Origin of the sequence: Streptomyces sp. NPDC000404 (assembly GCF_040300365.1) — a bacterium.
GTDB lineage: Bacteria > Actinomycetota > Actinomycetes > Streptomycetales > Streptomycetaceae > Streptomyces > Streptomyces ramulosus.
The window spans coordinates 323,417-345,530 of sequence record NZ_JBEPDN010000008.1 but is presented as its reverse complement, the minus strand read 5'-3'; the positions used below and the strand labels follow the sequence as shown (position 1 = coordinate 345,530).

The window sequence follows — 22,114 nt, the reverse complement described above, 5'->3', positions numbered from 1 at the left end:
CATCATGAAAGTTCTTGATACTGAAGCCATGCCACGTGTACTTCTGATCGAGGACGACGCCGCCGTACGGGACGGGGTGTCCCTCGCCCTGCGGCGGCGCGGCCACGACGTCGCGGCGGCGGGCAGCGGCGAGGAGGGGCTCGCTCTGCTGCCCGGCTTCCGGCCGGACATCGTGCTGCTCGACCTCATGCTGCCGGGCAAGGACGGCTTCGAGGTCTGCCGCCTGATCCGCGCCGAGCGGCAACTGCCGATCATCATGCTCACCGCGCGCGGCGACGATCTCGACGTGGTCCTCGGCCTGGAGGCGGGCGCCGACGACTACATCGTCAAACCGGCCCGCGGCGAGGTGCTGGAGGCCCGCATACGCGCGGTACTGCGGCGGACCGCGCCGCCCGCCGACGGCGCCGCCGACGACGGGCCCGGCCCCGCGCCGGTCGAGTCGTACGGCGCGCTCGCCATAGACCGCGCCGGACTCGTCGTCGCCAAGGACGGCCGGGACCTCGCGCTCGCGCCCTCCGAGATGAAGCTGCTGCTGTTCCTGTCGGCCACCCCCGGCCAGGTCTTCAGCCGCCAGCAACTGCTGGAACACGTCTGGGAGCACAGCTACCACGGCGACGCCCGGCTGGTGGACGCCTGTGTGATGCGGCTGCGGACGAAGATAGAGGACACCCCGCGCAGCCCCCGCTTCGTCCAGACGGTGCGCGGCTTCGGCTACCGCTTCGGCCCTCTGTGAGCCGGCGCCGCCTGCTGCCCCCGGGACGGCTGCGGGGCCTGCGGGTCCGGCTGGTCGTGGCGTTCTTGCTGGTCGCCGCGGTCAGCGCGCTCACCACCGCCGGACTGACGTACCGCGAGGCGCGCAACGCCATCCTCCAGCGTTCCCAGGACATGGCCGTCAACGACCTGCGCTCCCAGATCAATTCGCTCGCCCCGGAGCTGGCCGTGCCGCCCACCCACACCGATCTGGAGTCCCTCCGCCTCCAGCTGGAGCGCTCCGGCACCTCCCGCGACTGGGACGTGCGGGTCCGCTACCGCGGCGTGCCCGGCGGCGACGACGCCCCGCCCGGCAGCCCGGTCCGCCTCCCCGCCGCACTGGAGAAGTCCGTCGAACAGCGCCATGTCCCGGCGTTCCAGCGGGTGGTGCGCGACGGCGACCCGTGGCTGCTGATCGGGATGCCGGTACGCCGGTCCGACGGCGAGCCGTCCGCGCTCTTCGTCTACGCCCAACTCCCGCTGAACGCCGAGGAGGCCAACGTCGAGGCGCTGGTCAGCGCGGCGCAGCGGGGGGCGCTGCCGGTGCTGGCGCTGTCGGTGCTGCCGGCGCTGCTCGCCGCGCGGGGCGTGCTGCGGCCGGTGCGGCGGCTGCGGCAGGCGGCCGGGCGGCTGGCCGAGGGGAAGCTCGACACCCGGCTGGAGGTCAAGGGCACCGACGAACTCGCCGGCCTCTCCCGGTCGTTCAACGACATGGCGGAGGAGCTGGAGGCCAGCGTGGCGGAGCTGCGGCGCCTGGAGGCCAACGCCCGCCGGTTCGCCGCGGACGTCTCGCACGAGCTGCGCACCCCGCTCGCCGCGATGACCGCGGTCACCGATGTGCTCGACGAGGACGCCGCGGCGCTCGACCCGGACACCGCCTCCGCGGTCCGGCTGATCAGCCAGGAGACCGGGAAGCTGACGCGCATGGTGGAGGACCTGATGGAGGTCTCGCGGTTCGACGCGGGCGCCGCCGCGCTCCACCTCGACGAGGTGGACGTCGCCGAGACCGTCCGCAAGACGCTCCAGGCCCGCGCCTGGCAGGACGAGGTCGGCGCGGAGCTGCCCGACGGCGTCCGCGCCCGCGTCGACCCGCGCCGGCTGGACGTCGTCGTCGCCAACCTCGTCGGCAACGCCCTGCACCACGGCGGCAGCCCCGTCCACGTCCGGCTGCACGCCCCCCGGCCCGGCGCGGACCGGCTGCTGCTGGAGGTCCGCGACAGCGGCCCCGGCATAGATCCGCAGGTCCTGCCGCACGTCTTCGACCGCTTCTACAAGGCGGACTCGGCGCGCGCCCGCTCCGAGGGCAGCGGTCTGGGCCTGGCCATCGCCCGGGAGAACGTCCGGCTGCACGGCGGCACCGTCCGCGCCGCCAACGCGCCGGGCGGCGGCGCGGTGTTCACCGTGGAACTGCCGGTCCGCCCGCCCGGCGGGACGCCTCCGGGGACGGCCGGCGACGACGGCCCGAAGCCGGACGGCACCACCGCACCGGCCCCCGGCCGCCCCGCCGACCCCGCCCCGGACACCCCCGGCAAGGAGGCCGCCGGATGAGCGCGACCCGCCCCCGTACCACCCGGGTCCTGGCCACGACCGCGCTGGCCTGCGCCGCCGTGACCGGCCCGGCCGGCTGCGGCATCGAGCCCAGCGATGTGATCGACGCCGGCGCCCCGGCCACCGGCGTGCAGGCCCCGGGCCGCCCGGAGACCGGCGTCCAGCTGTTCTTCTACGGCCCGGCCGGACTGCGCTCCGCGACCCGCCCGGCCAAGGAACCGGCCGATCCGCAGTTCGCCCTCGACCTGCTGCGCGGCGGCCCCGACCACGCCGAACGGCAGCGCGGGCTCTCCAGTGCGCTGCCCGAGCTGTCCGGCCCGCTGCGGGCGCACGCGGGTGAGGGCCGGGTCGACATCGGGCTGCCCGTCCCGCCGCGGAAGCTGGACACCGCCGCCCTGAGCCAGCTGGTCTGCACGGCGGCCAACGCCGCGGTTCCCGGCGGCCGGCCGCCGTCCTCGGTACGGGTCACCCTGACCGGCTCCGGCTCCCGCGTCGGCCCGATGATCTGCGGCGGCGACACCGCGCTGCCGGTGGTCCAGCCGTCCGCGGTGCCGACGTCGCCCTGAGTCCGCCGCGGCCCGCGCCGGGCGGGCTACCGTGGAAAGGCGCCCCGCGCCCCGGCTCGTGCGCGGTCGGCGCGGTCTTGCAGGCCGGCATTCCGCGAGAGGCATCCGATGACCGAGCGCAAACCCCCTGGCGTCGACTTCGAGTCCTGGATCGACAGGCAGATCCGCGAGGCACAGGAGCGGGGTGACTTCGCCGGGCTGCCCGGCGCCGGCAAACCGCTGCCCGGCCTGGACAAGCCGTACGACGAACTGTGGTGGGTCAAGGACAAGATGGCCCGCGAGGACCTCTCCTACCTGCCGCCGTCGCTCGCCCTGCGCAAGGAGGCCGAGGAGGCGGCGCAGGCGGCGGCCGGCGCGCCGAGCGAGGCGGCGCTGCGCCGCATCCTGACCGCCGTCAACGAGAAGATCCGCGCGGCCCTGCGCACCCCGCCCGAGGGGCCGCCGCTGGGCCTGGCCCCGTTCGACATCGAGGAACGGGCCCGGCGATGGCGCCGGGAGCACGCCCGCTGAGGCGGGCCGGCGGGCGACCGGACGCGCCCCGTGGTGCTCCGGCCGCCCCGAAGGCCGGCCCGAGGGCGGGTCCGGGAGCGGGTCCGGGAAGCCCCGCCCGGCGGACGACGGGACGTCCCGGGCCCGCCCTTGCACCCGCACGGATCAAAGAGTTCAAGGTCACAGCGAGAGCCCCTGCTCCAGCTAACGGTCGTTCGCCTAGCCTGCTGCCATGACCGCCGAGTCCCCCGAACTCCCCCTGGCCGCCGCGTTCCCGGACGCCGATCGCGCGCAGTGGCAGCACCTCGTCGCGGGTGTGCTGCGCAAGTCGGGCGCCACCCCGGCGGCGGACGCCCCCGAGGACGCGCTCGCCACCGATCTGCCCGACGGCATCCGCGTCCGTCCCCTCTACACCGCCGACGACGCACCGGCCGGCGCCGGCGCCGCCGGGCTCCCCGGCTTCCCGCCGTTCGTCCGGGGCAGCCGCCCCGAGGGCGCCACCGTCGCCGGCTGGGACGTCCGCCAGCTCCAGGCCCACACCGACCCGGCCGTCGTCAACGAGGCGGCCCTCACCGACCTGGAGAACGGCGTCACCTCGCTGTGGCTGCGCGTGGGCGAGGGCGGGGTGCCGCTCGGCGCGCTGCCGCGGGCCCTGGTCGGCGTCCATCTGGACCTCGCCGCCGTCGCGCTGGACGCGGGCGAGGAGTTCGCCGCGGCCGCCGAGGAGCTGTTCGCCCTGGCGGCCGACGGCGGCGTGGCCCCCGCCACCCTGACCGGCACGCTCGGCGCCGACCCGCTGGCGCTCCTCGCCCGCGGCGGCGACCGCGCCGCGCTCGACGGCCATCTGACGGCCGCCGCGACGCTGGCCGAGCGGTGCGCCGCGGAGGCACCCGGGCTGCGGGCGCTGACCGTCGACGCGCTGCCGTACCACGAGGCTGGCGGCTCGGCCGCCGAGGAGCTGGGGTGCTCCCTGGCCACCGGCGTCGCCTACCTGCGGGCGCTGACCGCCGCGGGCCTGGACATCGACACCGCCTGCGGCCAACTGGAGTTCCGCTACGCCGCCGGCGCCGACCAGTTCCTGACCATCGCCACGCTGCGCGCCGCGCGCCGCCTGTGGGCGCGGGTCGCCGAGGTGTGCGGCGCCTCGCCCGGGGCCCGGGCGCAGCGGCAGCACGCGGTGACGTCGCCGGTGATGATGACCCGCCGCGACCCGTGGGTGAACATGCTGCGCACCACCGTCGCCGGGCTGTCGGCCGGGGTCGGCGGCGCGGACGCGGTGACGGTGCTGCCGTTCGACGCGGCGCTCGGCCTGCCGGACGCGTTCGCCCGCCGGATCGCCCGCAACACCCAGGCGGTGCTGCTGGAGGAGTCGCATCTGTCGAAGGTGATCGACCCGGCCGGCGGCTCCTGGTACGTCGAGGAGCTGACGGACGAGCTGGCGCGCGCCGCCTGGGCGTGGTTCCAGGAGATCGAGGGCGCGGGCGGTCAGGCCGCGGCCCTCGGCTCCGGGCTGATCGCCGGCCGGCTCGCCGCCACCTGGGAGCGCCGCTCCCGTGATCTGGCGACCCGCCGCGAACCGATCACCGGCGTCAGCGAGTTCCCGTATCTGGCGGAGGCCCCGGTGCGCCGCGAGGCCGCGCCGGCCCGGTCCGGCGGCGGGCTGCCGCGGGTGCGGCGCGACGATGCGTACGAGGCGCTGCGGGCCAGGTCGGACGCGCATCTGGCGGCCACCGGCGCCCGTCCGAAGGTGTTCCTGGCGGCGCTGGGTCCGGCCGCCGCGCACACCGCGCGGGTGACGTTCGCCGCCAACCTCTTCCAGGCGGGCGGCGTCGAGACGGTGCACGAGCCCGCGTCGGTGAACGCGGGGACGGCGGCCGCGGCCTTCGCGGCGAGCGGCGCGCGGATCGCGTGCCTGTGCGGCAGCGACGCGCTCTACGCGGAGCAGGCGGCCGAGGTCGCGGCGGCGCTGAAGGCGGCCGGTGCGGTGCGGGTGTATCTGGCGGGCAAGCCCGGTGAAGGGCGCGAGGAGTTGGAGCAGGCCGGGGTGGACGCGTACGTCTTCACCGGCTGCGACGCGGCCGGGGTCCTCGCCTCGGCCCTTGATGTCATGGAGGTGGCGTGATGGCCGGGGCACAGCGGACGGGCATCCCGGATTTCAGCGGGGTGCCGCTGGACGGCGCGGCGGACGGCGCGGATCCGGCGCGGTGGGCCGAGGCCGTCGAGAAGGCCACCGGCGCGAGCGTCGCGGACCTGACGTGGGAGACGCCCGAGGGCATCGGCGTGAAGCCGCTCTACACGGACGCCGATCTCGACGGTGTGGACTTCCTGCGGACGTACCCGGGCATCACGCCGTATCTGCGCGGCCCGTACCCGACGATGTACGTCAACCAGCCGTGGACCATCCGGCAGTACGCCGGCTTTTCCACCGCCGAGGAGTCCAACGCCTTCTACCGGCGCAACCTCGCGGCCGGTCAGAAGGGCCTGTCGGTCGCCTTCGACCTGCCGACACACCGCGGCTATGACAGCGATCATCCGCGGGTGACGGGTGACGTCGGCATGGCGGGGGTGGCGATCGACTCGATCTACGACATGCGCCAGCTCTTCGAGGGCATTCCGCTCGACAAGATGACGGTGTCGATGACGATGAACGGCGCGGTGCTGCCCGTTCTCGCGCTCTACATCGTGGCCGCCGAGGAGCAGGGCGTACCGCCCGAGAAGCTGGCCGGGACCATTCAGAACGACATCCTCAAGGAGTTCATGGTCCGCAACACCTACATCTATCCGCCGCAGCCGTCGATGCGGATCATCTCCGACATCTTCGCGTACACCTCGCAGAAGATGCCGCGGTACAACTCCATCTCGATCTCCGGGTACCACATCCAGGAGGCGGGTGCGACGGCCGATCTGGAGCTGGCGTACACGCTCGCCGACGGCGTGGAGTATCTGCGGGCGGGCATGGCGGCGGGGATGGACGTGGACGCCTTCGCGCCGCGGCTCTCCTTCTTCTGGGCGATCGGCATGAACTTCTTCATGGAGATCGCCAAGCTGCGGGCCGCGCGGCTGCTGTGGGCCAAGCTGGTGCAGCAGTTCGAGCCGAAGAACCCCAAGTCGCTGTCGCTGCGCACCCATTCGCAGACGTCGGGCTGGTCGCTGACGGCGCAGGACGTCTTCAACAACGTGACGCGCACGTGTGTGGAGGCGATGGCGGCGACGCAGGGCCACACCCAGTCGCTGCACACCAACGCGCTGGACGAGGCGCTGGCGCTGCCCACCGACTTCTCCGCGCGCATCGCCCGCAACACCCAGCTCTTCCTCCAGCAGGAGTCGGGGACCTGCCGGGTCATCGACCCGTGGGGCGGCAGCGCGTACGTGGAGAAGCTGACGCAGGATCTGGCGCGGCGGGCGTGGCGGCACATCGAGGAGGTGGAGGCGGCCGGCGGGATGGCGAAGGCGATCGACGCGGGCATCCCCAAGCTCCGGGTGGAGGAGGCGGCGGCCCGTACGCAGGCGCGGATCGACTCCGGGCGGCAGGCGCTGATCGGCGTGAACAAGTACCGGGTGGAGACCGACGAGGAGATCGAGGTCCTCAAGGTCGACAACTCCGCGGTGCGGGCGCAGCAGATCGAGAAGCTGAAGCGGCTGCGGGCCGAGCGGGACGAGGACGCCTGCCGGGCGGCGCTGCGGGCGCTGACGGATGCGGCGCGGTCCGGCCCCGGCGAGGGCCTGGAGGGCAATCTCCTGGCGCTGGCCGTGGACGCGGCGCGCGCGATGGCGACGGTCGGGGAGATCTCCGACGCCCTGGAGGAGGTCTACGGCCGGCACTCCGGGCAGATCCGTACGATCTCCGGTGTGTACCGAGACGAAGCGGGCCCCTCCTCCGGTGTCGGCCGCACCCGGGATCTGGTGGCCGAGTTCGAGCGCGCCGAGGGGCGCCGGCCGCGCATCCTGGTGGCCAAGATGGGCCAGGACGGCCATGACCGCGGCCAGAAGGTGATCGCCACGGCCTTCGCCGACCTGGGCTTCGACGTCGACGTCGGCCCGCTGTTCCAGACCCCGGCCGAGGTGGCGCGGCAGGCGGTGGAGGCCGATGTGCACATCGTCGGCGTCTCGTCGCTGGCGGCCGGTCATCTGACGCTGGTGCCGGCGCTGCGCGAGGCGCTGGCGGCGGAGGGCCGGGAGGACATCACGGTCGTGGTGGGCGGGGTGATCCCCCCGCAGGACGTGCAGACGCTGCGGGACATGGGCGCGGCGGCGGTCTTCCCGCCCGGCACGGTCATCCCGGACGCCGCGTACGACCTGGTCCGGGACCTCGCGCGGGCCCTCGGCCACGAGCTGTGAGGCGCTGATGCCCGCGAGGATCGATGTCGAGCGGTACGCGGAGGGCGTCCGGGCGGGTTCCCGGGCCTGGATCGCGCGGGCCGTGACGCTGGTGGAGTCCAGCCGCGCCGACCACCGCGCGGCGGCCCAGCGGCTGCTCGTCGCGCTGCTGCCGCATGCCGGGGCGGCGCGGCGGGTGGGGATCAGCGGGGTGCCCGGGGTCGGCAAGTCGACGTTCATCGACGCGCTCGGCTCGCGGCTGACGGGCGCCGGGCACCGGGTCGCGGTGCTCGCCGTCGACCCGTCGTCGTCCCGTACCGGCGGTTCCATCCTGGGCGACAAGACCCGGATGGCGCGGCTGGCGACCGACCCGGCGGCGTTCGTGCGGCCCTCCCCCACGTCCGGGACGCTGGGCGGGGTGGCGCGGGCGACCCGGGAGTCGATCATCGTGATGGAGGCGGCGGGGTACGACGTCGTCCTGGTGGAGACGGTGGGTGTCGGGCAGTCCGAGACCACGGTCGCCGACATGGTCGACACGTTCGTCCTGCTGACGCTGGCGCGGACCGGCGATCAGCTGCAGGGCATCAAGAAGGGCGTCCTGGAGCTGGCGGATCTGGTCTCCGTCAACAAGGCCGACGGTCCGCACGAGCGGGACGCCCGTGCGGCGGCCCGGGAGCTGTCCGGCGCGCTGCGGCTGCTGCAGCCGCCGGACGCCGCGTGGACGCCGCCGGTGCTCACCTGCAGCGCCCGGGAGGGCACGGGCCTCGATGAGCTGTGGGAGCGCGTGGAGCAGCACCGCGCGCTGCTGGAGTCGACCGGCGCGCTCACCGAGCGGCGCCGGGCGCAGCAGGTGGAGTGGGTGTGGACGATGGTCCGCGACCAGCTGGTGGACCGGCTGCGCCACGATCCGGAGGTACGGCGGATCGCGCCGGACGTCGAGCGGGAGGTCCGGTCGGGCACGCTCACCGCGACGCTGGCCGCCGAACGCCTCCTGACGGCCTTCGGACTGCCTCCCGAGGAGCACTGAGGAGCACTGAGGAGCGCTGCGCGACGATGCCCGGACGGCCGGCGACCGGCCCGTCCGGGCATCGTCGCGTCCGGGCGGCGTACGGGTGCGCGTCGGGCGTGCCGCGGGAAAGGGGAGTTGCCCGCGCCGTCCGGGGTCAGGGGCGGGGCGAGAGGGTGGCCCAGACGGTCTTTCCGGAGCGGTCCGGCAGTGTCCATCCCCAGGCGTCACTGAGCTGTTCGACGATGCTCAGGCCGCGGCCTGACTCGGCGAGCGGGTCGGGGGTGCCGATGACCGGGGCGCCCTCGCCGCCGTCGGAGACCGCGCACATGACGCCGTCCTCGCGCCGGGTCAGGGCGAGCCAGGCGGGGGTGACGACGGGGCCCGCCACGCGGCCGCAGCCGGCCTCGCCGTGGGCGTTGCGGACGCCGTAGCGCAGGGCGTTGCTGACGAGTTCGGAGACGATGAGGGCGGCGTCGTCGGTGAGGGCGGCACATATCCGCCAGCCGCGGAGCGTGGCGAGGGTGAAGCGCCGGGCGTCGGCGACGGTGCGGGCGGAGGCGCTGAGCGCGCAGGCGGCGAACGAGTCGGGACCGGGCACCCACCAGCCGTCGTCGCGCGGCTCCTTGCGCGGTGTTGCGTACACGGGCACTGCCGGATGTGTCGTCATCACGTCTCCGCGAAGGGGCGCTTCTGGTCTGGGCTGCACTGCTCGGGACAGCTAATATCCTCGTCAGCCGCCCTCTGCTGCAAGTGCATCTGCAATTACATCGGTAAGGACGGCCACGCAGGGGCTTGTTCACGCCACCGTGAATCACGGCCCGGGAACGGTAGGAGGCCGCGCCTCCAGCAAGGGAGCGACAGTGATGGAGACGGTGCCCAACGGCATTCAGTCGACCCGTATCGAGCGGGCCCAGTGGCGCAAGAGCCGCCGCAGCAACCCCAGTGGCAACTGCGTTGAACTGGCGGTTCTTTCGGACGGCGGGGTCGCGGTGCGCAACTCCCGGCACATCGGCGGACCGGCCCTGGTCTATACCCGTGACGAGATCGCCGCGTTCGTCCAGGGCGCCAAGGACGGCGACTTCGACGACCTGATCGGCCGGTGACCGACGCATATGTCGTCCGGATAATCGGTCCGCTGTACGTATCCTTTTCGCAGTGGGACACTTGGCGCTCGCCCAACCACCCAGGGGAGTCAGCATGACCGCCGCGCAGCCGAGCCGCGAACCCTCACTGCGCCACTACCTCGACAATCCGCGCGGCGGCCCGACGGTGCTCCGCATCGTCCTCGGCACCCAGCTCAGACGGTTGCGGGAGGCCTCCGGCGTCTCCCGCGAGGCGGCGGGTGACGCGATCCGCGGCTCCCACGCCAAGATCAGCCGCCTGGAGCTGGGCCGGGTGAGCTGCAAGGAACGGGACATCTCCGATCTGCTGACGCTCTACGGCGTCACCGCCGAGTCGGAGCGCGCCGATTTCCTCGCACTCGCCCGCCGCACCAGCACCCCGGGCTGGTGGCACCGGTACAACGACGTGCTGCCCAGCTGGTTCGAGACGCACATCGGCCTCGAAGAGGCGGCGTCGGTGATCCGGACGTACGAGGTGCAGTTCGTCCCGGGTCTGCTGCAGACGCCGGACTACGCCCGCTCGGTGGCCCGGCTCGGTCATCCGCGGGCGTCGGAGGAGGACATCGAACGGCGGGTGGCGCTGCGCCTGGAGCGCCAGAAGCTGCTGACGGCGCCGCACGCTCCCCGGCTGTGGGCGGTGATAGACGAGGCGTCGCTGCGGCGTCCGCTGGGCAGCCCGCAGGTGATGGCCGATCAGCTGCGTCATCTGCTGGAGATGTCGAAGCTGCCCAACGTCACGCTGCAGATCGCACCGTTCAGCCTCGGCGGACTCGCGGCGGCCGGCGGGCCGATCACGATCCTGCGGTTCCTGGAGCCGGATCTGCCGGACATCGTCTATCTGGAGCAGCTGACCAGCGCGCTCTACCTGGACAAGCGCGACGACGTGGACCACTACCTCGCCGTCATGGACCGGCTGAGCGCCCAGGCCGAGTCGCCGCGCGGTTCGCTGACGCTCCTGGAGGAGCTGCTGCGCGAGATGGGTTGAGCCGCCGGACGGCTCCACACATGAGGGAGGCGGGGCCCGGCGGCCCCGCCTCCCTCATGCCTGCCGGGCAGTTCAGTTCCTGCGCGCCACGCCGCCGTACTCGATCCACTCCATGGTCGTCTGCTTCGGCCCCATGGTGCCGTCCGGCTTCCAGGTGGAGACCTCGACGAGACCGGGCTCCAGGACCTCCAGCCCCTCCAGGAACTCCTCCAGTTCGCTCGCCCGGCGCACCCGGCCCCAGTTCCCCTGGGTGGAGACCCGCATGAACTCCGTGACGAAGTCCCGGGTCGCCTTGTCCTCGCTGACCAGGTGGCAGACCACCAGGAAGCTGCCGGGGCAGAGCCGTTCGGCGACGCGCTCGACCAGCGCCTTGGGGTCGTCCTCGTCCGGTATGCAGTGCAGGACGGAGACGAAGAGGGCGGCGACGGGCTGGTCGAAGTCGATGAGCCGCTTGACCTCGGGCCTGTTGAAGATGCCGTCGGTGTCGCGCATGTCCGCCTGGATCACCGCGGTGCGGTGGTCCTCCTCCAGCAGCGCCCGGCCGTGCGCGAGGACGATCGGGTCGTTGTCGACGTAGACCACCCGGGACTCCGGGTCGACCGCCTGCGCGACCTGGTGGACGTTGTCCTGCGTCGGCAGGCCGGAGCCGTGGTCGATGAACTGGCGGATGCCCTGTTCCTGCGCGAGCCAGCGCACCGCCCGCTGCAGGAAGCGGCGGTTGTTGACGGCCAGCGCCTTGGTGCTGGGCGCGACCTTGTCCAGCTCGTCGCAGGCCTCACGGTCGACGGAGTAGTTGTCCTTGCCTCCCAGGTAATGGTCGTACATCCGGGCCACGCTCGGGATGCTGACATCGACGACAGTGGACAACGGCTGGGGCTCTTGGCTCATGACTAACGTTCCCGTCGTTCGGCACCACCGGCATGGTTCTGCGGCCGCCGTACGAACGGACGGCCGGGCCGGGCTCGCCCCCAACATACCTACGGATGCACGGTTGTTGCAGATGAGGCCAGGGTTTCCTCGCCCGGTACGCCTGCGGGGAGCGGTACTTGGCCTTCCGCCGGCACACCTCGGGGGAATCCGGGCGGAACGGGCGGGGCCGCGCGGGCAAGAGCCCCGCTCAGTGTGGCCGGGAATCGTCCCCCCGTTCGGGGGCGGGCCGCCGCCACGCCACTCGCAGGCGGCGGCCCGTTCCCTGTCCCGGCGTCACCCGTGCCGGGTGCGCCCCGCGGTACGGACCGGCCCCGCGCGGGGGCAACACCTGGTCCGCACCGGCTCGCGGCGCCGCCCGGTCACCCGAAGACCGGCCGCCGCACGAGGGAGCGCGCACCGGGCGCCTACCACTCCCGGCGCGTCCTACACCTGCCGTCCGCGGACGGACGGCGCCCGGCCGGCGCGGCGGGTCATGCCGCGGGGATGTCGAAGTAGCGGTGGAGCCCGGCGGCGAGGGTCAGATCGCCGCCGGCCACGATCTTGCGGGTGAGGAACATCGTCACCGGATTGCCGTTGCCGGACACCAGCTTGAGGAAGGCGGCGTCCCCCATCACCAGGGTCAGCCGGGCGTCGGCGGCCGAGCGGCCCTCGGTGACCGTGCAGCGCCCGTCGGCAATGACGGTCTCGTACACCACCTCGGACTCCCCGGTGATCCGCCAGCGGATCAGCGCCCGCAGCTCCCCGGCGGCCTCGGGGCGGAACTGCTCACCCATCCGCCCGAAGATCTCCCCCAGCACCCGCGAGCGCAGCTCCCCGGTGGCGAACTCGGTGATCTGGCGGGCGCTGAGTCCCTTGACGATCCCGGCGAACTCGGCGGGGGTGATCCCCGCGAAGTCCAGCCCCGCCAATCGGTCCCGGACGTCATCGGCCACGGAAAACTCCCTACCAATCGGTAAAATCCACTGATAAGCGAGGTTACGGGGCCAGAAGCGCGGCAGGCAACAACGTCCCTGGTCACAGCGGGTGGCGCGGGCGGCGGCCGCGGCATCGTCCGCCGTCCGGGAAGCCACTGTCATCCCATGCGCCACACCGGGTAGGCAGTCCCCCATGACCACACAGATGCGCGAGCCGGAGCAGCACGGAACACCGCCGCAGCACGGGCCGACCGTCGCGGACATGGTGCGGGCCAACGAGGCCAACTGGGACGCCCGCACCCCCGTCCACGTCGCCAGCGAGTTCTACGGACTGGACGGCTCCCGCACCGCCGAGGACTGGTTCGCCCCCTTCGAATGGCAGGACCTGGGCGACCTGCGCGGCCGCGACCTCCTCCACCTCCAGTGCCATCTCGGCACCGAAACCGCCGCCTTCGCCGACCGCGGCGCCCGCGCCACCGGCCTCGACTTCTCCGCCGCCGCCCTGACCGAGGCCCGCCGGCTCGCCGCCGCGGGCGGCCGGGACCTCACCTTCGTCCGGTCCGACGTCCACCGCGCGCCCGAGGCCCTCGGCGACCGCCGCTTCGACGTGATCTACACCGGCAAGGGCGCCCTGTGCTACCTCCCCGACCTCACCGCCTGGGCCCAGATCGTCGCCTCGCTGCTGCGCCCGGGCGGCATGCTCTACCTCGTCGAGTTCCACCCACTGCTCGACGCGCTCGGCCCCACCCCCACCCCCGACAACCAGGACCTGCTGCTGCGCCACGACTACCTCGCCGGGCGCGGCCCGCAGCGGAGCGACAGCCCGCACACGTACACCGACGGCCCGGCGCTCACGGAGGCGACGACGAGTTACGAATGGCGGCACGGCCTCGGCGAGGTCGTCACCGCGGTGTCCGCCGCCGGGCTCCGCGTCGATGTGCTGCGGGAGACGGAACAGGCCCCGTGGAAGCGGTTCGACACGATGGTCCCCGGTGACAACGGCTGGTGGCGGCTGCCGCCCGACGAGCCGATCGTCCCGCTGCTCTACGCCCTGCGCGCCACCAAGGGCTGACGCCGTGCCGGGTCCGCGCGGACGGCGTGCGTGCCGGGCATCCGGTGCCGCGCCCGGTCTACCGGCGGCGGTAGACCGAGCGCAGCACCGCCTCCTTGGCCGGTCCCTCGATCCGCCACTCCAGCTCCCAGGTGTCCGGCCCGGTCACGGTGAACGTCCCGGCGTAGCGGTCGGCGGCGCACGGATGGACGGTCTGCCAGCGTCCGGTCCGCAGATCGAGGTCGTGGAAGGGGCGGCCGTCGGCGAACTCCACCGCGGCCGTGCCGTTGGGCCGGGGCCGCAGCCACAGCGTCCGCCCGGCCGGATGCACCGCGTCCGCCCAGGTCAGCTCGCCCTCCTCGACATGCAGCAGCGCACCGTCCACGCCCTCGGGCCGGAACTCCGCGATCCCCCGGAAGCTGCCCTCGGCCCCGGCCCGTACGTCGAGGACGCGCCGTTCGATGCTCCAGCGGCCGGTGAGGTAGGCCGCCACATCGGGCACCGGGCGGCAGGGCAGGTCGGCACGGGGCGAGGCGGGCGGACGGCCGCCGGGTGCGGTGGGCATGGCCCGATTCTCCCCCGACCGCCGCGGCGCCGTTCCCGTACGGGCGGCCGGGTGGGTCCCTTACGGGGAGTGAGCGGCGCCGGGGCCCGGCGTTCCCGGGCGGGAGCGGCGGGCGCGGACGGCCCGCGGGCGGCGCGCCCCGGAATGGACCGGCCGGGTGGCCCGGCACCCTTACGGGCTGCCGTCGCGACGCTCAGGGGAAAGCCCGGGGTGCCGTGCCGTGCGGAGCGGCACCGCCGCGCCTACGCTCGGTACCGAGATCATCACCCGGGTGCGAATCGCCGGGCCGCGGTCCGCGGCGCCCGCACCCCGGCGGCAGGCGGCGCCCCGCCCGCCGCCGGCCTGGCGCGACAACCGGAGACCGGAGGCATCCCCATGCCGGACCTGTTCATCGGCGGCCGCTGGACCGCAGCGGCCGACGGCCGGCGGCGCGAGATCCGCTGCCCGGCGGACGGCACCCTGGTCGCGACCGTCGACGAAGGCGGCCCCAAGGACGCGGCCGCCGCCGTCGGCGCCGCCCGCAGCGCGTACGACGACGGGCCCTGGCCGCGCACGCCCGCCGCCGAGCGCGGCGCCCTGCTGCTGCGCGTCGCCGACCTGCTGGTGCGCGACACCGACGCGCTGGCCCGCGCCGAATCGCTGGACACCGGCAAGCGGCTGGTCGAGAGCGTCTACGACATGGGCGACATCGCGAACTGCTTCCGCTATTTCGGCAACCTCGCGGCGTCCGGCGGCACCGACCGCGTGGTGGACACCGGGCAGCCGGGGATCGAGAGCATCGTCCGCCATGAGCCGGTCGGCGTCTGCGCCCTGATCACCCCGTGGAACTACCCGCTGCTCCAGACGGCGTGGAAGGTCGCCCCCGCGCTCGCCGCCGGCAACGCCTTCGTCCTGAAGCCCAGCGAGCTGACCCCGCACACCGCGATCCATCTGATGCGGCTGCTGGCGGAGGCCGGGCTGCCGGACGGCGCGGCCAACCTCACCCTGGGCACCGGCCCGCTCGTCGGCGCCCCGCTGACCGAGGATCCCCGGGTCGACCTGGTGTCCTTCACCGGCGGGCTGCTCACCGGCCGCCGGATCATGGCCGCGGCCGCCCCGACCGTCAAGAAGATCGCCCTGGAGCTGGGCGGCAAGAACCCCAACATCGTCTTCTCCGACGCCGCGTTCGACACCGCCGTCGACCACGCCCTGACCGCGGTGTTCCTCCACTCCGGCCAGGTCTGCTCGGCGGGCGCCCGGCTGCTCGTCCAGAACGACCTGCACGACCGGTTCGTCGACGAACTGGTGGCCCGCGCCCGGCGGATCCCGCTCGGCGGCCCGTTCGACGAGCACGCCCGCACCGGCCCGCTGATCTCCGCGGCGCACCGCGACAAGGTCGCGGCGTATGTCGAGGCGGGCCTTGGCGAGGGCGCCGTCCTGCGCTGCGGCGGCGGGCCACCGCAGGACCCGGCGCTGCGCGACGGCTTCTACTACCTGCCGACGGTGCTGGACGAATGCACCCCGGACATGTCGGTGATCCACGACGAGTCCTTCGGCCCGGTGCTGACCGTCGAACGGTTCCGTGACGAGGACGAGGCGGTCCGGCTCGCCAACGACACGGTGTACGGCCTGGCCGGCGCGGTCTGGACGCAGGACGCCGAAAAGGCCCACCGGGTGGCGGCCCGGCTGCGGGCCGGCACCGTCTGGATCAACGACTTCCATCCGTACGTCCCGCAGGCCGAGTGGGGTGGCATGAAGCAGTCCGGTGTCGGACGGGAGCTGGGGCCCGCGGGCCTCGCCGAGTACCAGGAGGCCAAGCACGTGTGGCGGAACACCGCGCCCCGGCCGCAGAGGTGGTTCGAGTGAGCGAGGCGGGCTCGCCGCGCCCCGGCACCCGGGAGGACGGCACGCATGATGACGACGACGCTTCGCTGGCCGAGTTCGGCTACAAACCGGAGCTGAAGCGGACCCTCGGCAACTTCCACACCTTCGCCGCCGGGATCAGCTACATCTCCATCCTCACCGGCACCTTCCAGCTGTTCTACTTCGGCATCACCCACGGCGGACCGGCGTACTGGTGGTCCTGGCCGATGGTGTTCTGCGGCCAGCTGATGGTCGCGCTCTGCTTCTGCGAGCTGGCCGCCCGCTATCCGGTGGCCGGGTCGATCTACAACTGGGCGAAGCGGATGGGCGGCCCGCACGTCGGATGGCTCGGCGGCTGGATGATGCTCACCGCCACCATGGTGTCGCTGGCCGCGGTGGCCCTGGCCTATCAGGTGACGCTGCCGCAGATCTCGTCGTGGTTCCAGTTCATCGGCAACGGCAGCGGCCGGACGGATGCGGCGGCCAACGCCGTGCTGCTGGGCAGCATCCTCATCCTGTTCACCACGCTGGTGAACGCGTTCGGCGTCAAGCTGATGGCGCGCATCAACTCCGCGGGCGTCGCCATCGAGCTGATCGCCGCGATCGTGCTGATCATCCTGCTCGCCGCCCACATCACCCGCGGCCCGTCCGCGGTGACCAAGACCTTCGGTCTGGGCGCCGGCCAGAGCCTCGGCTACTTCGGCGCCTTCCTGACCGCGTCGCTCGCCTCGGCGTACGTCATGTACGGCTTCGACACCGCGTCCTCGCTGGGCGAGGAGTCCAAGGACCCGGGCCGCAACGCCCCGCGCGCCATCCTGCGGGCCCTGACCGCCTCGTTCCTCATCGGCGGTCTGATCCTCCTCTTCGCCCTCCTCGCGGTGCCCGATCTGCACGCCAAGGAACTCTCCGTGGACGGCCTGCAGTACGTGGTCCTCTCCACGCTGGGCTCGACGGTCGGCCAGATCGTGCTGTGGTGCGTGGTCATCGCGATCACCGTCTGCGAACTGGCGGTGCACACCGCGGGCATCCGCCTCGCCTTCGCCATGGCCCGGGACAACAACCTGCCCGCCGCGTCCCTGCTGGCGAAGGTCAGCCCGCGTTTCCAGACCCCGGTGCTGCCCGCGATCATCATCGGGCTGGTGGGCGTCGCGATCTTGCTGATCAACGTCAACCAACCGCAGATCTTCTCGGTGATCACCAGCATCGCGATCATCATGATCTACCTGGCCTATCTGATGGTCACCGTCCCGATGCTGGTCCAACGCCTGCGCGGCCGCTGGACCCCGGCCGAGGGCACCTTCTCCCTGGGCCGCTTCGGCCTTCCCGTCAACATCCTCGCGGTCCTCTGGGGCCTGGCGATGTCCCTCAACCTCGCCTGGCCCCGCGCCGCCGTCTACAACGCGACGGGCCCGCAGCACTGGTATCTGCGCTGGGGCGCCTTCCTCTTCATCGGCATCGTCGCCGGCGGCGGCTTCCTCTACTACTGGTGCGTCCAACGCAAGCGCACGGGGGTGCTGGAGGGACACGCCGCGGGGTCGTGACTCCTGGGGCCGGTCGGATGCGCGGCCGGGCGGGCCGGTTCCCGCATCCGGCCGGGGGCGGGGGCGCCGCCCGGTGGTCACACCGGACGCCGCCCCCGCTCACCGTCAGGCCGCCGGGGCGACCGCCCCGCCGAGATGCCGGACGAAGAACCGGACCGCGCTGTCGGCCTCGAACCGCGGCAGCTCCAGGTGCATGCCCGCGTTGGCGTGCAGCGTCTTCTCCTTCGAGGCGAAGGCGTCGAACAGCGCGAGAGAGGCCTCGCGCGGAATGCGCTCGTCGTCCCACTGGAGGTCGAACTCGATCGGCACGGTGATCCGCTGCGCCGCCTCGATCAGGACATCGGGCCAGGTGCAGACGTAGACCGCGGCCGTGATCCGGGGCTCGACCGCCACCAGCGGCACCCCGATCGCGGTGCCCAGACCGATGCCGACGTAGCCCACCGGGCCGTCGGCGCCGATCTCCGGCAGCCCCTGAAGGGCGTCCAGGGCCGCCCGCCACTCGGGCACGGCGGCCTGGGCCAGGCGGGCGTTGTAGCGGACGACGATCGGGCCTTCCGGCTCGCCCGCCGCCTGCGCCCCGCGCAGCGCGGCGATCTCCCGCTCGTCCTCGGCGCTGCGCGGCCGGTCGCCGTGACCGGGCGCGTCGAGGACGGCGACATGGAAGCCGCCTCCGGTCACGAGGCGCTGGGCGCGGCCCGCCATCGCCGGATGCTTCTTGTGGTGGCCGCCGCCGTGGCCCATCAGGACCAGGGGCGCGCGATCGGCGCCGGAAGCCGGCGACCAGAGGATGCCGGGGACGCCGCCCACGGTGAAGTCGCGTTCGCGTATGCCGTTCGACGACGCGTCGGTGGTGAAGTGCGGAGCATGCATGGTGTGGCCTTTCGGGAGTGCCTGGTGTCGAGGCGCTCCCGGCGACACCTACGTCAATCGCCGGCCGTGACGGAAAGGGGGAGCACCCACGTCGTTACAGCGTTCATGGGTCTCACCTCCTCGGGCGGTGTCACGGTCGGGGACAAGCTAACAGCCCGGCCGCGGCCCTCTCCATTCCTTTTCCCCGCCGCGGCTCGCCGGCTTCGGCAACGGGCGGGCCGTCGCGGCGCGGGTGACGGCCGGGGCGTGCTGCGGCAGGCCCCGGCCGGCCGTCAGCCGAAGAACTTCTGCGCGGCGCGCACCCCGTCGGCGAGCGCTTCGACCTCGTCGGTGGTGTTGTAGACGTAGAAGCTCGCGCGGGTGGTCGCGGGGATCTGGTACCGCTGGACGATGGGGCGGGCGCAGTGATGCCCCACCCGGACCGCCACGCCGTGCTCGTCCAGCACCTGCCCGACGTCGTGCGGATGGATGCCGTCGACCGTGAAGGCCACGGTGGCGCCGCGGTCCCGCAGCTCGGGGGGACCGACGATCCGCACGCCCGGGATCTGGCCCAGCAGCTCCAGCGCCTTGGCGGTCAGCTCGCTCTCGTGCTGCATCACCCGCTCCATGCCCAGCGCGTTGAGGTACTCCACGGCCGCGCCCAGACCGACGGCCTGCGCCGTCATGGGGACCCCGGCCTCGAAGCGCTGCGGCGGCGGCAGATAGGTCGAGTGTTCCATCGTGACGATCTCGATCATCGAGCCGCCGGTCAGGAAGGGCGGCAGGTCCGCCAGCAGCTCCTGCCGGCCCCACAGCACGCCGATCCCGCTGGGACCGAGCATCTTGTGACCGGAGAAGGCCAGGAAGTCGACGCCCAGCCGGGAGACGTCGACGGGCCGGTGCGGTACCGACTGCGCGGCGTCCACCAGCACCAACGCGCCGACCTGATGGGCGCGTTCGGCGATCAGCCCCACGGGGTTGAGCGTCCCGAGGACATTGGACTGGTGGGTGAGCGCGACCAGGGCGGTGTCGTCGGTGAGGAGGTCGTCGATCGTTTCGAGATCGAGCCGCCCGTCGTCCGTCAGCGGGAACCACTCCAGCTTCGCCCCCGTGCGCCGCGCCAGCTCCTGCCAGGGGACGAGGTTGGCGTGGTGCTCCATCTCGGTCACCACGATCTTGTCGCCGGCCTTGATCCGGCCGCCGTTGCCGAGCGCATACGCGACGAGGTTGATCCCCTCGGTGGCGTTCTTGGTGAAGACCACCTCGTCCTCGCGTGCGCCGATGAAGGCGGCGATGGACTCCCGGGCCGCCTCGTACGCCTCGGTCGCCTCCTCGGCCAGCTGATGGGCGCCCCGGTGGACCGCGGCGTTGTGCTGGAGGTAGAAGTCGCGTTCGGCGTCCAGCACCTGAAGCGGCTTCTGCGTCGTCGCCGCGGAATCGAGGTAGACCAGCTGCGAGCCGCTGCGCAGCACGCGCTGAAGGATCGGAAAGTCCAGCCGGATCTTCTCGGTGTCGAGGCGACCGGCGCTTGGCAAGGTACTCACTCACACATCCCTTCGTGGCACTTGTCTCACGATGGTAAGGGGAATTCTCCGTGAGAAATGACGCGGGCCGCGGTGCGCGGCGAGGGCAAGGGCGGCGAGGAGCGGCAGATACGGGTGCCCCAAAAACCCTTATGGGCATAGGGCGTTGACGCATCGAGGACAGACAGAGCCAGCTGCCTGGCACCGATGATGCGCCAGGAGAACGGGGGCACTCCCCCACGGGCTGTTCCCGTCAGAAGATCTACGCACTCACCGGGCCCGGACCACGTCCCGCACGGCCTCCGCATCGCCGCCCCCACGGCCGACGCGCCCCACGCACTCCGCCCCTCGATCCTCGCACACATGATCAACTGCTGCCGGTACAAGTCGAGATGGGCGACAGGAGGGACTCTCCGCAGGTCCCAGCTACCGGCCGCCGCCACCGCGCCCGGCGTAGTGGCGGGCGGCCCGGACACGGTTGCCGCACCGGTCCGAGCACCAGCGCCGGGCCGCATGCGACCGGATGAACAGCCGGACGCAACCGCGTGCACCGCAGCGGGAGAGCTTGCCCGCCTCGCCTCCGGTCAGCAGGTCGACGCCGTCCTCGGCCAGCCGCGACAGCGCGGCGCCGACGCCTCCCGCACCGGACCGGCGCTCCGCCGCCACCAGGCCGGCGCCCTCGACCCAGCGGACCGTACGCACCCCGGGAGCCCGGGCCAGCGCGGCATTGACCGACTCCAGCACCCGTGAGCCCGGGGTCGTCCCGTCGATGCGCGCCTCGAAGAGCGCGCGCAGCGTCTCCCGCAGGGCGTGCAGCTGTGTCATCTCCCGGGCGCCGACGGCGACTTCGGGAGCGATCAGCTCACGGCCGGTCAGCCAGGCATGCGCGGCGGCGGCGTCCGACAGCTCTTCGAAAGGGCCGCTCGGCAGCGCGAACGCCGTGTTGATCAGGGCCAGCGATACATGACTGCCCTCACCGGGGGCCACGGTCCGGGGCGAGGGGCGTCGTCGGGCAGCATCCACCGCCTAACGGTAGCACTCGCAGTTCTCCGTGATTCCGCCCCCGGCGCCCGCACCACGCGGCGCCCCGCTCACCCTTCCTCGACGCCCCGCTCACCGCTCCTCGGCGCCCGGCTCACCCCTCCTCAAGCACCGCCCGGATCACATGCCGGGCGTTGTGCGCCATCGCCGGGTTCGTCCGCCGGTAGTACGGCAGCGCGATCAGCGCCTGCGAGAGCGTCCGGCCCCGGCCGCGGATCCAGGTCGCGTCGTCCACGCCCAGCGCCGCGCGGAAGACGTCCCGCGCGCCGGGCGGCAGCAGATTCCAGGCCGGGAAGAGATCGCAGGCCGGATCGCCCGCCCCCAGGCAGCCGAAGTCGATGACCGAGGTGAGCCTGCCGCCGGTCACCAGCAGGTTCCCCGGCATGAGATCGGCGTGCAGCCACACCGGAGGACCGTCCCCCTCCGGGGCCCGCAGCGCCTCGTCCCACACGGCGAGGGCCGCGTCGCAGTCGACGCCCTCCTGCGGGAGCCCGCGCAACTCCTCGATCGCCCTGCGCGTCTCCGCGTCGAGAGAGGCGAGCGGGCCGCCGCGGTGGGCCGGCGGCGCGCCGGGCAGGGTGATGCCCCGCATCGCCGCCACGAACGCCGCCAGGTCCTCGGCCAGCAGATCCGGTGCGCTGAGCGCCCCCGCCTCGGGGTGCTCCCCCGCGAGCCACCGGTACACCGACCACGGCCACGGATATCCCTCGGCGGGCCGGCCGGCCGCGAGCACCTCGGGGATCGGCACGGGCAACCGGGGCGCGAGCCGCGGCAGCCAGGTCCGCTCCAGCGCCACGTCGCCGACCCCGCCCTGCACCAGCGGGAGCCGTACGACCAGGTCGCCACCCAGCCGGTACATCGCGTTGACCGTGCCGCCGGACGCGAGCCGTGCCACCGTCAGGCCCGCCCACTGCGGGAACTGCCCGGCGATCAGCCGCCGTACGAGGTCGTCGTCGATGGGGTGCATGCCGGGATGCATGGGCGCTGCGCTCATGTCCCCATCCGACCGGCGGACGCGGACGCGGGGCAACCGCTTTTCCGGCAGGCCGCGGCGCACAACGGGCCCGGGCCCG

The 22,114-nt window shown here is 73.3% G+C and carries 20 protein-coding genes; 12 read left to right on the top strand and 8 right to left on the bottom strand.

Annotated features, from left to right (window positions below; translation table 11 throughout):
• Positions 1-28: 28 nt before the first annotated feature.
• The 7 genes from ABT345_RS18155 (at position 29) to meaB (ending at position 8,697) form a co-directional block, all read left to right on the top strand.
• On the top strand, positions 29-733 hold the full coding sequence (locus ABT345_RS18155) for a response regulator (RefSeq protein WP_345076646.1): 705 nt from the start codon (positions 29-31) through the stop codon (positions 731-733).
• On the top strand, positions 730-2,298 hold the full coding sequence (locus ABT345_RS18150) for an ATP-binding protein (RefSeq protein WP_345076649.1): 1,569 nt from the start codon (positions 730-732) through the stop codon (positions 2,296-2,298). Before ABT345_RS18155 ends, ABT345_RS18150 begins: the two co-directional genes overlap by 4 nt.
• A complete protein-coding gene (locus ABT345_RS18145; protein ID WP_345076652.1) occupies positions 2,295-2,864 on the top strand; it encodes a hypothetical protein in 570 nt (189 codons plus the stop codon). The genes ABT345_RS18150 and ABT345_RS18145 overlap by 4 nt, the downstream gene beginning before the upstream one ends.
• Before the next feature lie 108 nt (positions 2,865-2,972).
• Positions 2,973-3,374: a DnaJ family domain-containing protein gene (locus tag ABT345_RS18140; RefSeq protein WP_345076655.1), complete on the top strand. Its 402-nt coding sequence runs from the start codon at positions 2,973-2,975 to the stop codon at positions 3,372-3,374.
• 211 nt (positions 3,375-3,585) lie between these two features.
• A complete protein-coding gene (locus tag ABT345_RS18135; RefSeq protein ID WP_345076658.1) occupies positions 3,586-5,475 on the top strand; it encodes a methylmalonyl-CoA mutase family protein in 1,890 nt (629 codons plus the stop codon).
• The gene (gene scpA / locus ABT345_RS18130) at positions 5,475-7,691 is read left to right on the top strand and encodes a methylmalonyl-CoA mutase (protein WP_345076661.1); all 2,217 of its coding nucleotides are present in this window, start codon (positions 5,475-5,477) and stop codon (positions 7,689-7,691) included. The genes ABT345_RS18135 and scpA overlap by 1 nt, the downstream gene beginning before the upstream one ends.
• 7 nt (positions 7,692-7,698) lie before the next feature.
• The gene (gene meaB, locus ABT345_RS18125) at positions 7,699-8,697 is read left to right on the top strand and encodes a methylmalonyl Co-A mutase-associated GTPase MeaB (RefSeq protein ID WP_345076664.1); all 999 of its coding nucleotides are present in this window, start codon (positions 7,699-7,701) and stop codon (positions 8,695-8,697) included.
• A gap of 136 nt (positions 8,698-8,833) precedes the next feature.
• On the opposite strand, the gene ABT345_RS18120 is transcribed toward meaB, so the two are convergent.
• On the bottom strand, positions 8,834-9,346 hold the full coding sequence (locus tag ABT345_RS18120; RefSeq protein ID WP_345076667.1) for an ATP-binding protein: 513 nt from the start codon (positions 9,344-9,346) through the stop codon (positions 8,834-8,836).
• 196 nt (positions 9,347-9,542) lie between these two features.
• Here ABT345_RS18120 and ABT345_RS18115 point away from each other — a divergent pair, with 196 nt between their 5' ends.
• Positions 9,543-9,782 (top strand): DUF397 domain-containing protein, encoded by a 240-nt coding sequence (locus tag ABT345_RS18115; protein WP_345076670.1) that lies wholly within the window; start codon positions 9,543-9,545, stop codon positions 9,780-9,782.
• A 94-nt stretch (positions 9,783-9,876) separates the two neighbouring features.
• Complete coding sequence (locus tag ABT345_RS18110; protein ID WP_345076673.1) at positions 9,877-10,785, top strand: Sco1979 family transcriptional regulator; 909 nt, start codon at positions 9,877-9,879, stop codon at positions 10,783-10,785.
• Between the two features lie 72 nt (positions 10,786-10,857).
• On the opposite strand, the gene ABT345_RS18105 is transcribed toward ABT345_RS18110, so the two are convergent.
• Both ABT345_RS18105 and ABT345_RS18100 read right to left on the bottom strand, forming a co-directional pair.
• Complete coding sequence (locus ABT345_RS18105) at positions 10,858-11,673, bottom strand: SAM-dependent methyltransferase (protein ID WP_345076675.1); 816 nt, start codon at positions 11,671-11,673, stop codon at positions 10,858-10,860.
• Between the two features lie 512 nt (positions 11,674-12,185).
• Complete coding sequence (locus ABT345_RS18100) at positions 12,186-12,647, bottom strand: SCP2 sterol-binding domain-containing protein (RefSeq protein ID WP_345076678.1); 462 nt, start codon at positions 12,645-12,647, stop codon at positions 12,186-12,188.
• 187 nt (positions 12,648-12,834) lie between these two features.
• On the opposite strand from ABT345_RS18100, the gene ABT345_RS18095 reads away from it, so the two are divergent.
• Positions 12,835-13,701, top strand: a complete 867-nt coding sequence (locus tag ABT345_RS18095; RefSeq protein ID WP_345077231.1) for a class I SAM-dependent methyltransferase — start codon at positions 12,835-12,837, stop codon at positions 13,699-13,701.
• Positions 13,702-13,759: 58 nt separating this feature from the next.
• Here the strand turns inward: ABT345_RS18095 and ABT345_RS18090 are convergent, their stop codons facing one another.
• Positions 13,760-14,245 (bottom strand): DUF6314 family protein, encoded by a 486-nt coding sequence (locus ABT345_RS18090; protein WP_345076681.1) that lies wholly within the window; start codon positions 14,243-14,245, stop codon positions 13,760-13,762.
• Positions 14,246-14,620: 375 nt separating this feature from the next.
• On the opposite strand from ABT345_RS18090, the gene ABT345_RS18085 reads away from it, so the two are divergent.
• Together ABT345_RS18085 and ABT345_RS18080 are read left to right on the top strand one after the other, a co-directional pair.
• Positions 14,621-16,090 (top strand): aldehyde dehydrogenase family protein, encoded by a 1,470-nt coding sequence (locus ABT345_RS18085; RefSeq protein WP_345076684.1) that lies wholly within the window; start codon positions 14,621-14,623, stop codon positions 16,088-16,090.
• Entirely contained in the window at positions 16,078-17,628 is a 1,551-nt protein-coding gene (locus tag ABT345_RS18080; RefSeq protein WP_386461223.1) for an APC family permease, read from the top strand. The genes ABT345_RS18085 and ABT345_RS18080 overlap by 13 nt, the downstream gene beginning before the upstream one ends.
• Positions 17,629-17,733: 105 nt before the next feature.
• Here the strand turns inward: ABT345_RS18080 and ABT345_RS18075 are convergent, their stop codons facing one another.
• The 4 genes from ABT345_RS18075 to ABT345_RS18060 form a co-directional block, all read right to left on the bottom strand.
• Complete coding sequence (locus ABT345_RS18075) at positions 17,734-18,498, bottom strand: alpha/beta hydrolase family protein (protein ID WP_345076690.1); 765 nt, start codon at positions 18,496-18,498, stop codon at positions 17,734-17,736.
• 272 nt (positions 18,499-18,770) lie between these two features.
• Positions 18,771-20,021, bottom strand: coding sequence for a cysteine desulfurase (locus tag ABT345_RS18070; RefSeq protein WP_345076693.1), 1,251 nt, complete (start codon positions 20,019-20,021; stop codon positions 18,771-18,773).
• 405 nt (positions 20,022-20,426) lie between these two features.
• On the bottom strand, positions 20,427-21,023 hold the full coding sequence (locus ABT345_RS18065; RefSeq protein WP_345076696.1) for a CGNR zinc finger domain-containing protein: 597 nt from the start codon (positions 21,021-21,023) through the stop codon (positions 20,427-20,429).
• A gap of 112 nt (positions 21,024-21,135) precedes the next feature.
• Positions 21,136-22,020, bottom strand: coding sequence for an aminoglycoside phosphotransferase family protein (locus tag ABT345_RS18060; protein ID WP_345077234.1), 885 nt, complete (start codon positions 22,018-22,020; stop codon positions 21,136-21,138).
• Positions 22,021-22,114: the final 94 nt, after the last annotated feature.